The organism is Bradyrhizobium sp. JR4.3, assembly GCF_040547695.1.
Lineage (GTDB): Bacteria > Pseudomonadota > Alphaproteobacteria > Rhizobiales > Xanthobacteraceae > Bradyrhizobium > Bradyrhizobium canariense.
In genome coordinates, this window is record NZ_JBEPQF010000047.1 from 38,741 (window position 1) to 48,025 (window position 9,285).

Consider the following 9,285-nt stretch of genomic DNA (forward strand, 5'->3'; position numbering starts at 1 on the left):
GCGATGCGCCGCCGCAGCGTTCTCGACAACATCACCATGCCCGAGATTGAACCATGACCGACGTCAATGCCTGCACCATCAGATTTGTCCGCCCGTCCCAATATGCCGATCGGCTGAGGTCGTACGAGTTGTGGGTCAACGGGACCAGCGTTGGGAAGCTTGCGCGCAACGGCGCGTTGGAGATCACGCTGCCGGCCGGTGCCTGCACGATCGAGGCGACCATCGATTGGGGCAGGAGCCAGCCGCTCATCGTTCGCACCACTCCCGGCCAAACCGTCGAGATCGAGGTCAGGAACAGGTGGGGCGCCTGGGCAGCGCTGTGGGCGATCAGCTTCGGCAAGAACAGCTATTTGGTTCTCACTGAAGTCGAGCGAAAAACGAACAGAAGCGCTTAACCGACTGAGATTCTCATCCCCCGATACCGGCATCAACCCGGCGGTAACGAGTTTCCTTTACGCTCTGCAAACCATAAGGCCCATCAGTTCCCCGTACAGGGCCTGGCGAGTAGCGTGTCATGTTGCGTTTCAAGATCCTGGCCTCGGTCGTTCCCCTGTTGGCGGCCGCGGTGTTCGCGCGGAGCGAGATCGGATCGGTCTCGCATCCCTGCATCGCCCTCGGCGACACCTCGGTCGAGCTGACGTCGCTGTTCTGGACCGCCGGCGTGCATGTCGCCTTCACCGATGATCCCGCGCGCGCCACGGTGCGGGTTCAGATCACCGAGGATGCGGACGCTGCCGACTTCGCCGTTGTCGACGATGGCCCCGGTTCGGAATCGGAGTCCTGCCAGGCCAACCCTTCGACTCGCCTGATCTCGATTGCCGCGCAGCCCGTCGACGGCGGTCAGGTGGTCTATCTCTCCACCGAGGGGCCGGCGGATTACCGGGTCTATGTGCGCTCGAAAACCTTCTCGCAGCGCGAGGCGGCGGCGCTGATCGTCGGCGCCCGCGACGGCCACCGCCATCTCCAGGCGGCCTCGCTTTGAACCGCCTCGCTTTGCGCCGTTAACGTCTCGTCAACCCTGTTTGGAGGCGGTCGCAGGGCCTCAAACTGTTCGCAAGGTCGGCGGCACATCGTCGTTTACAGCGAGCACAGGTTTTTACGAAAAGAGTCGGGTCGGTGGCGATGGATCGGACGTTCCGGATCAAGGTGCGCATGCGTCGCTTCAGGCGACAGTACCCACGAATCGCCTTCGCGATCCGCTCCTTCATGATCTTCTCGGCGACCTTCGGCGGCGCCTATGGGTTTGTCTCCGGCAGCCGGTCCGAGACGTCCGGCTACGATCCCAATGCGTTTGCGATCGGCGTCAGCTTCCTGTTCGCGCTCGCCTGCCTCGGCCTCGCCACGCTGAGCATGCGCCTGCGCTTCGTCAACAAGCGGATGCGTGCGCTGGCTGCCCACAACGAAACGCTGATCGACCGCAATTGGGAGCTGAAGGAGGCCGAGGAGCGCGCTCGCAGCCTGTTCGAACAGCAGGGCGATCTGATCGTGCTGCGCGACACAAGCGGCCGCATCACCTTCGCCAACGACGCCTATTGCGCGCTTGCCGGACAGGCGCGCGGCGCGCTGGTCGGCACGTGCTTTGATTTCGACGTACTGGAGCAGGGCGACAGCGCCCGCGAGAGCAACGGAACGCGGATTCACGACCAGAAGATCGCAACCCCGCTCGGCGCGCGCTGGATCGCCTGGCGCGAAGGCTATGTCCGCCTCGACGCCGGCCAGGCCGCCGAATTGCAAAGCGTCGGACGCGACGTCACCGACCGCACCGAGACCGAGCGTGCGCTGTCCGAGGCCCGCGATCAGGCCGACGCCGCCAACCGGGCCAAATCGCGCTTCCTGGCGATGGCGTCGCACGAGATCCGCACGCCGCTCAACGGCATCATCGGTATGGGCGGGCTGCTGCTCGACACCACGCTGACGCCGGAGCAGTCGACCTACGCCAGGGCCGTGAAGACCTCGGGCGAAGCGCTGATGGCGCTGATCGAGGAGTTGCTCGACTATTCCAAGATTGAAGCCGGCAAGCTCGATCTCGAGCAGCGTCCTTTCGCGCTCTCGGCCCTGATCGAGGACATCACCGAGCTGCTCGCGCCGCGCGCGCAGGCGAAACAGCTCGAGATCGCCGCCTATGTCGACGAGCGGCTGCCGCTCGAAGTGGTCGGCGACGCCGCGCGGCTGCGCCAGGTGCTGCTCAACCTCGCCGGCAACGCCATCAAGTTCACGGCGAGCGGCGGCGTCGCGCTGATCGTCGAGCCCGGCATCTGGCCGAACGAAATCAGCTTTCTGGTGCGCGACACCGGGATCGGCATCGCAGCCGACGCGCAACAGCGCATCTTCCGCGAATTCGAGCAGGCCGACGAACGCGTCGCCCGCACCTATGGCGGCACCGGCCTCGGTCTCGCCATCAGCGAGCGCATCGTCAAGCGCATGGGCGGCCGCATCACACTCGCGAGCGAGCCGGGCAAGGGTTCGACCTTCGAGGTCTCAGTCCCGCTGGCATCATCCTCCGCCGGCGCGGAGCAGACGGCGTTCCCGAGTCCCGACCTCACAGGCAAGTCGATCCTGCTGATTGCCGACGGCATCGAGGCGTCACTGATCGCGCGGCGGCTGGAGCGCTGGGGCGGCCAGACCTGCATGGTGACGGACGCCGCGGTGGCGGAAGCGCTGCTGCCGGAACGCTCATGGCATTCGGTGCTGATCGATCGCGCGTTCGGCGCTGCCATCGCCGACCGCCTCGGCGAAGCCGCACGCAGCCATGCAACGCAACGCCTCGTGCTGCTGACGTCCGGCTCGCGCCACGAGAAACTCTCGCCGGCCTTCACCGGCTTCCTGGTGAAGCCGCTGCGCGCGGCCTCACTCGCCGCACGCCTCGCGCTGGCCCCGGAGGTCGCCTCGCCCGATCTCGCGCCGGAGCCATCGGCCCCATCCACCGGCGCGGTACCGGCGAAAGGCCTCTCGGTTCTCGTCGCCGAGGACAACGAGATCAATGCGCTGTTGATGCGCTCGCTGCTAACGAAACTCGGTCACCGCGTCATCATCGCGATCAATGGCGAGGCCGCGCTGGAATCCTGGCTCGGCGCGTCCTCGGCCGGCACGCCCTATGATCTCGTGCTGATGGACATCCAGATGCCGCAGCTCGACGGCATCGAAACGACAAAACGCATCCGTGCGCATGAGGCGGCCAAAGGCGGCCACCACACGCCGATCCTCGCGCTCACCGCCAATACGCTGGTGGAAGATCGCTACGCCTGCTTTGAAGCGGGCATGAACGGGTTTCTGATCAAGCCGCTCGATCGCGAGAAGCTGGAAGAGGCGCTGGCCGGACTGGCGGCGGCGCGGCAGCTGACGGTCTAGGGGAATCCCTCCGCCGTCATTGCGAGGAGCCCTTGCGACGAAGCAATCCAGACTGTCTCCGCGGAAAGATTTCTGGATTGCTTCGCTTCGCTCGCAATGACGAGTGGGAGGCCTACAGCCTGCGCAGCGCCACGCTCGCCACCGTGTGGTCGGCGCCCTTCTTCAGAATCAGGGTCGCGCGGGGGCGGGTCGGAAGGATATTGTCCTCGAGATTGGCGAGGTTGGTGCGTTCCCAGATCGCGATCGCGGTGGCGGTGGCTTCCTCGTCCGACAACAGCGCGTAGCGGTTGAAGTACGATTTTGGATTGGTGAACGCGGTGTCGCGCAGCGACAGGAAGCGCCTGATGTACCACTGCCGCAGCGCGGCCTCGTCGGCGTCGATATAGACCGAGAAATCGAAGAAGTCGGACACCACGGGCACGGCCTTGCCGTCGCGCGGCAGCTTGCCGGTCTGCAGCACGTTGACGCCCTCGACGATCAGGATGTCGGGCTGGTCGATCTCGGCCCATTGGTTCGGCACGATGTCGTAGGTCAAATGCGAATAGACCGGCGCGCGCACATGGCGGCGGCCGGCCTTGATGTCGGAGAGGAAGCTGAGCAGCAGCGGCAGGTCGTAGCTTTCCGGAAAACCCTTCTTCTGCATGATGCCCTGCCGCTCCAGCACGGCGTTGGGATACAGAAATCCGTCGGTGGTGATCAGCTCGACTTTTGGACGCGGCGACCAGCGCGCCAGCAGCGCCTGAAGCACGCGGGCCGTGGTGGATTTTCCAACCGCGACCGAACCGGCGACGCCGATGATGTAGGGCATCTTGCGGTCGCGGATGTTGAGGAACTGGCGCTCCGCGTAATAAAGCCGCTGCATCGCATCGACATAGATCGACAGCAGGCGCGACAGCGGCAGGTAGATGTCCTCGACCTCCTGCAAGTCGAGGCGGTCGTGCAGCGAGCGCAGCCGGTCGAACTCGCCCGGCTCCAGCGTCATCGGCGTGTCGTCGCGCAGTCGCGACCACTCCTCACGCGTATAGACGCGGTAAGGATTATACTGCTGCTCGGGTGCGCGGATATCCATGACGCGACTCTCCACCTCGGCTAGCTGCCGCCCTTGCGCGACGCCTTTTCTTCCAACCCTGACATATTGGTCCGCTTGTCCAATGCGGCCTCGACCTCTTCCAGCTTTACGCCGCGGGCCTTGAGCAGCACAAGGAAATGATAGAGCAGGTCGGCGCCTTCGGCGATCAGATGCGCGCGATCGTTTTCGACTGCTGCGATTACGGTTTCGACTGCTTCCTCACCGAACTTCTTGGCGCAATGTTCGGCGCCCTTGTCGAGGAGCTTGCGGGTATAGGACGCCTCGCCACCCGCTGCCGCGCGGGCGTCGATGGTCTCGGCCAGATCGTGGATCGTGAAACGCGGCATACAAAATACTCGGAAAACGCGCCTTGGCCGATGATTGGCCGGTTATCTGGCGGGATAAGCCGATCCCCGCCAATCATGTAGCATTTTTAGGAACGGGAGTCGTCAGGCATCGAGGCGCATGGGCAACCCGCGCCGGGACATGTGCTCCTTGGCTTCGCGGACGGTGAATTCCCCGAAGTGGAAGATCGAGGCGGCCAACACGGCGGTGGCGTGGCCGTCGCGAATACCGTCGACGAGGTGGTCGAGATTGCCGACGCCGCCCGAAGCGATCACGGGAACGGGAATGCTGTCGGCGATCGCCCGGGTCAGCGGGATGTCAAAACCCTGCCGCGTGCCGTCGCGGTCCATCGAGGTGAGCAGGATTTCACCGGCGCCGAGCGAGACCACCTCCTGGGCATATTCGATGGCGTCGATGCCGGTCGAGTTGCGGCCGCCATGGGTGAAGATCTCCCAGCGCTCCCCGCCACCGGCGCGCTTGACCCGCTTGGCGTCGATCGCGACCACTACGCACTGCCCGCCGAATTTCTCGGCGGCTTCCTTGACGAACTCGCGCCGCGACACCGCGGCGCTGTTGATCGAGACCTTGTCGGCGCCCGCGCGCAGGAGGGTCTTGATGTCGTTGACCTCACGCACGCCGCCGCCCACGGTGACGGGCATGAAGCAGGCTTCCGCGGTGCGCCGGACCACGTCCAGCATGATGCCGCGATTCTCATGGGTCGCGGTGATGTCGAGGAAAGTGAGCTCGTCGGCGCCGGCAGCGTCGTAGGCGATCGCCGCTTCGACGGGGTCACCGGCATCACGCAGGTCGACGAAGTTGACGCCCTTGACGACCCGGCCGTCCTTGACGTCGAGGCAGGGGATCACGCGCACCTTGAACATCGGATGTCTCCTAGGCCGCGGCGCGGATCAGGGTGAGGGCGGCTGAGGGATCGAGCCGGCCATCGTAAAGCGCGCGACCGGCGATCGCGCCGGCGAGCTTTTTCGCGCGCGGCGTCAGCATCGCCTTGACGTCCTCGATCGAGGCGAGGCCGCCGGAGGCGATCACGGGAATCGAGATCGCATCCGCCAGCGCAATGGTCGCATCGAGATTCAGGCCCTTGAGCAGGCCGTCGCGCGCGATGTCGGTGAAGATGATGGCGGCGACGCCGGCATCCTCGAAACGCCGTGCGATCTCCAGCACCGTTACCTGCGAGGTCTCGGCCCAGCCTTCGACCGCGACCTTGCCGTCACGTGCGTCGAGCCCGACCGCGACGCGGCCGGGGAATTTCCTGGCAGCAGCCTTCACCAATTCTGGGTCGCGCACCGCGGCGGTGCCGATGATGACACGGGTGATGCCCTTGTCGAGCCAGGCTTCGACAGTCGCGAGATCGCGAATGCCGCCACCGAGCTGCACCGGAATCGTGATCGTCTTCAGCATCGCCTCGACGGCCTGCGCGTTCACAGGCTTGCCGGCAAAGGCGCCGTCGAGATCGACAACGTGGAGATACTCAAAGCCCTGCGCGACGAAGCTCTCGGCCTGCGCGGCGGGATTGAGATTGAATACGGTCGCACGCGCCATGTCGCCCTGTTCGAGGCGCACGCATTGGCCGTTCTTGAGGTCGATCGCAGGAAAGAGAATCATGATTGAGCCAGGATTTTTCTGCGCGAACGGTGCGCTCCCTCCCCCCTTGTGGGGGAGGGCTGGGGAGAGGGGTAAGCCACGGGCACCACCGTTGCGGCTACCCCCCTCCCGAATGCTTCGCATTCGACCTCCCCCACAAGGGGGGAGGTAACAAGAGCAGCGGCCATCACGGTTTCCATCGCAAGAAGTTCGAGATCAGGGCCAGACCAAAGCGCTGGCTCTTCTCGGGGTGAAACTGCGTTCCGATCGCCGTGTCCTTGCCGACGATCGCGGTGACGGGCCCGCCGTAATCGGCGCGCGCAAGCACGTCCGCTTCGTTGGCGGCGTTGAGGTGGTAGGAGTGCACGAAATAGGCGTGCTGGCCCTTGGGGCCGAGCGGCAGCCCGTCCAGCACCGGATGCTCGCGCAGCACATCAAGCGTATTCCAACCCATGTGCGGGATCTTGAGGCTCTCGTCGCGCGGCGTGATCTTCTCGACGTCGCCGCCGATCCAGTTCAGGCCTTGCGTGATCACGTGCTCTTTGCCGCGGGTGGCGAACAGCTGCATGCCGACGCAGATGCCGAACATCGGCCGCGCCTTGACGCGCACCGCCTCGGTGATCGCCTCGACCATGCCGTTGACGGCATCGAGCCCACGCCGGCAATCGGCGAAGGCGCCGACGCCCGGCAGCACCAGACGGTCGGCGCCGTAGGCCTGGTCCGGATCGCTGGTGACGAACACCTTTTGCGGATTGTCCATGCTGCGCGCGGCGCACTCGAACGCCTTGGCGGCCGAATGCAGATTGCCGGAACCGTAATCGATGATGGCGACGCTCATCTTGACCCTCCCGGTTCTGGAAACAAACCAATGATGCCACCTGCCGGCATCGGCGGCGGGTTGGAGAATTGCTGACCCGGCACGTTGCGGGTCGGCGGCGGGCCGCCGCGATCGACGGCCCATTGATCGTTGACGATGCCGCGCTGCTTCTGGCTCCAGCGCTCGAAGAAACGGCGCTCGGCGGTGTCCTCGTCGTCGGAAATCACCACGTCGAGCTGCCGCCATTTACCGCGCGACAGCGTCCAGCGGCGCAGGCTCGAGGCCTCGAATCCCATCAGGAGCGCGACGATGACGTCGGCGAAGAAGATCGAGGAACGGCCGACGCCGAGGCTGGATAGCCCGACGTTGAACGCGGCAACGAAGATCAGCCAGCCAATCAGCGCCAGCCACAGCCGATTCCACAGCAGCCAGAGCGGGCCGAAGATCATCGCCCAGAAATGGAAGCCGTCGCGCACGAAGACGAACTTGTCGGTCGCGCGCAGATCCGCTCCGGCAGGGGAGGGAGCATGAACTGTGTAGACGGACATGGCGATGCCCCGTTCCCAAGAATTCAGTGATACCGCAAACGGCGCGTGCCGCGGGCCGAAAGACGTCAGCCGCCGAGCGAGCCCTTGGTGGACGGGATTTCGCCCACCGCCTTCGGATCGATCGCGACGGCGGTGCGCAGCGCCCGTGCCAGACCCTTGAAGCAGGACTCGGCGATATGGTGGCTGTTATCGCCATATAGGGTTTCGACGTGAAGAGTCACGCCGGCGTTCATGGCAAAGGCCTGGAACCACTCGCGCACCAGCTCGGTGTCGAACTCGCCGATCTTGTCGCGAGGGAAGTCGGCCTTGAACACCAGGAAAGGGCGGCCCGAGATGTCGATCACCACGCGTGACAGCGTCTCGTCCATGGGCATGTGCACGCCAGCATAGCGGGTGATGCCCGCCATGTTGCCGAGCGCCTGCTTGATGGCCTGGCCGAGCGCGATGCCGGTGTCTTCGGTGGTATGGTGATGATCAATGTGCAAATCGCCGACCGCCTTGACCGTGAGGTCGATGCGGGAATGGCGGGCGAGGAGATCGAGCATATGGTCGAAAAAGCCGATGCCGGTCGCGATATTGGACACGCCGGTGCCATCGAGGTTCACGGTGACCTCGATGTCGGTTTCCTTGGTCTTGCGCTTGATCGTCGCGGTGCGCATCAAAACTGGCTTTCATCCTCGTTCGGGGCCGAAAACGCCGGTCTTTTAACAGCCAAATGACGCCTTCGCTACTGCGGCAACGGCCGGCCCGGCCTCTACTTCTGCCTATGGTGAGCGAAATTGGGCCCGGAGCGGCCCGTTGTGCCCCCGCTCCCGACCGCCTAAATCAGCCCGGACAACGAGGATCATTCATGCAGGCTTCCCAGAACAGCTCGCCGGTCTGGCACGGCACCACGATTTTGACGGTCCGCAAGGGCGGCACGGTGGTGGTCGGCGGCGACGGCCAGGTCTCGATCGGCCAGACCGTGATCAAGTCCAACGCCAGGAAGGTCCGGAAACTCGGCAAGGGCGATGTCATCGGCGGCTTTGCCGGCGCTACGGCCGACGCCTTCACGCTGTTCGAGCGTCTGGAAGCCAAGCTCGAGCAATATCCGGGGCAATTGACCCGGGCCGCCGTCGAGCTCGCCAAGGATTGGCGCACCGACCGTTATTTGCGGCGGCTGGAGGCCATGATGATCGTGGCCGACAAGGACGTCTCCCTGGTGCTGACAGGCACCGGCGACGTGCTGGAGCCCGAAGCCGGCGTGATGGCGATCGGCTCCGGCGGCAATTACGCGCTGGCGGCGGCCCGCGCCCTGCTCGACACCGACAAGGACGCCGAGACCATCGTCCGCCGCTCCCTCGACATCGCCGCCGACATCTGCGTTTACACCAACCGCAACGTCACCGTCGAAGCGCTGTCGGCCGGGTAGGACTTGTGGCTGGACAGCGGACCTCCGGACTGGCTGTAACCTCTCCCGCTTGCGAGGGCTTTGCGTAAATCGCGAATCTGCGATTCTCTAAGAGACATCTGAAGAGGATCTGGGGATGGCATATCGGCAGGTGGGGCAACCGAGC

Annotated in this window: 11 protein-coding genes; 4 read left to right on the plus strand and 7 right to left on the minus strand. The window is 64.9% G+C overall.

From position 1 onward, the window contains the following. Positions 1-53: 53 nt before the first annotated feature. The 3 genes from ABIB91_RS37905 to ABIB91_RS37915 all read left to right on the plus strand — a co-directional run bounded on the left by ABIB91_RS37905 (position 54) and on the right by ABIB91_RS37915 (position 3,348). Entirely contained in the window at positions 54-395 is a 342-nt protein-coding gene (locus ABIB91_RS37905) for a hypothetical protein (RefSeq protein WP_354172009.1), read from the plus strand. A 119-nt stretch (positions 396-514) separates the two neighbouring features. Then, positions 515-982, plus strand: a complete 468-nt coding sequence (locus ABIB91_RS37910; RefSeq protein WP_354172011.1) for a hypothetical protein — start codon at positions 515-517, stop codon at positions 980-982. Positions 983-1,122: 140 nt separating this feature from the next. Then, on the plus strand, positions 1,123-3,348 hold the full coding sequence (locus ABIB91_RS37915; protein WP_354172024.1) for an ATP-binding protein: 2,226 nt from the start codon (positions 1,123-1,125) through the stop codon (positions 3,346-3,348). A gap of 112 nt (positions 3,349-3,460) precedes the next feature. Here ABIB91_RS37915 and coaA read toward each other — a convergent pair whose 3' ends face one another. From coaA to hisB, 7 genes are all read right to left on the minus strand, one after another. Further along, positions 3,461-4,417, minus strand: coding sequence for a type I pantothenate kinase (coaA, locus tag ABIB91_RS37920; RefSeq protein WP_007598451.1), 957 nt, complete (start codon positions 4,415-4,417; stop codon positions 3,461-3,463). Between the two features lie 20 nt (positions 4,418-4,437). Further along, on the minus strand, positions 4,438-4,764 hold the full coding sequence (locus tag ABIB91_RS37925; protein ID WP_007598445.1) for a phosphoribosyl-ATP diphosphatase: 327 nt from the start codon (positions 4,762-4,764) through the stop codon (positions 4,438-4,440). 102 nt (positions 4,765-4,866) lie between these two features. Then, positions 4,867-5,643, minus strand: coding sequence for an imidazole glycerol phosphate synthase subunit HisF (hisF, locus tag ABIB91_RS37930; protein ID WP_007598443.1), 777 nt, complete (start codon positions 5,641-5,643; stop codon positions 4,867-4,869). 10 nt (positions 5,644-5,653) lie between these two features. Further along, a complete protein-coding gene (hisA, locus tag ABIB91_RS37935; protein WP_354172014.1) occupies positions 5,654-6,385 on the minus strand; it encodes a 1-(5-phosphoribosyl)-5-[(5-phosphoribosylamino)methylideneamino]imidazole-4-carboxamide isomerase in 732 nt (243 codons plus the stop codon). A gap of 166 nt (positions 6,386-6,551) precedes the next feature. Then, positions 6,552-7,202: an imidazole glycerol phosphate synthase subunit HisH gene (gene hisH / locus ABIB91_RS37940; protein WP_354172016.1), complete on the minus strand. Its 651-nt coding sequence runs from the start codon at positions 7,200-7,202 to the stop codon at positions 6,552-6,554. Beyond that, positions 7,199-7,729 (minus strand): DUF2628 domain-containing protein, encoded by a 531-nt coding sequence (locus ABIB91_RS37945; RefSeq protein WP_354172018.1) that lies wholly within the window; start codon positions 7,727-7,729, stop codon positions 7,199-7,201. Before ABIB91_RS37945 ends, hisH begins: the two co-directional genes overlap by 4 nt. 65 nt (positions 7,730-7,794) lie before the next feature. Next, on the minus strand, positions 7,795-8,388 hold the full coding sequence (gene hisB, locus ABIB91_RS37950; protein WP_007598437.1) for an imidazoleglycerol-phosphate dehydratase HisB: 594 nt from the start codon (positions 8,386-8,388) through the stop codon (positions 7,795-7,797). A gap of 191 nt (positions 8,389-8,579) precedes the next feature. On the opposite strand from hisB, the gene hslV reads away from it, so the two are divergent. Beyond that, positions 8,580-9,140 (plus strand): ATP-dependent protease subunit HslV, encoded by a 561-nt coding sequence (hslV, locus tag ABIB91_RS37955; protein ID WP_354172020.1) that lies wholly within the window; start codon positions 8,580-8,582, stop codon positions 9,138-9,140. The last annotated feature ends 145 nt before the right edge of the window (positions 9,141-9,285 follow it).

Bases quoted from the DNA above. Each gene is read 5' to 3' on its own strand.
- ABIB91_RS37905 (WP_354172009.1), top strand. From the start codon at position 54: ATGACCGACGTCAATGCCTGCACCATCAGATTTGTCCGCCCGTCCCAA.
- ABIB91_RS37910 (WP_354172011.1), top strand. From the start codon at position 515: ATGTTGCGTTTCAAGATCCTGGCCTCGGTCGTTCCCCTGTTGGCGGCC.
- ABIB91_RS37915 (WP_354172024.1), top strand. From the start codon at position 1,123: ATGGATCGGACGTTCCGGATCAAGGTGCGCATGCGTCGCTTCAGGCGA.
- coaA (WP_007598451.1), bottom strand. From the start codon at position 4,417: ATGGATATCCGCGCACCCGAGCAGCAGTATAATCCTTACCGCGTCTAT.
- ABIB91_RS37925 (WP_007598445.1), bottom strand. From the start codon at position 4,764: ATGCCGCGTTTCACGATCCACGATCTGGCCGAGACCATCGACGCCCGC.
- hisF (WP_007598443.1), bottom strand. From the start codon at position 5,643: ATGTTCAAGGTGCGCGTGATCCCCTGCCTCGACGTCAAGGACGGCCGG.
- hisA (WP_354172014.1), bottom strand. From the start codon at position 6,385: ATGATTCTCTTTCCTGCGATCGACCTCAAGAACGGCCAATGCGTGCGC.
- hisH (WP_354172016.1), bottom strand. From the start codon at position 7,202: ATGAGCGTCGCCATCATCGATTACGGTTCCGGCAATCTGCATTCGGCC.
- ABIB91_RS37945 (WP_354172018.1), bottom strand. From the start codon at position 7,729: ATGTCCGTCTACACAGTTCATGCTCCCTCCCCTGCCGGAGCGGATCTG.
- hisB (WP_007598437.1), bottom strand. From the start codon at position 8,388: ATGCGCACCGCGACGATCAAGCGCAAGACCAAGGAAACCGACATCGAG.
- hslV (WP_354172020.1), top strand. From the start codon at position 8,580: ATGCAGGCTTCCCAGAACAGCTCGCCGGTCTGGCACGGCACCACGATT.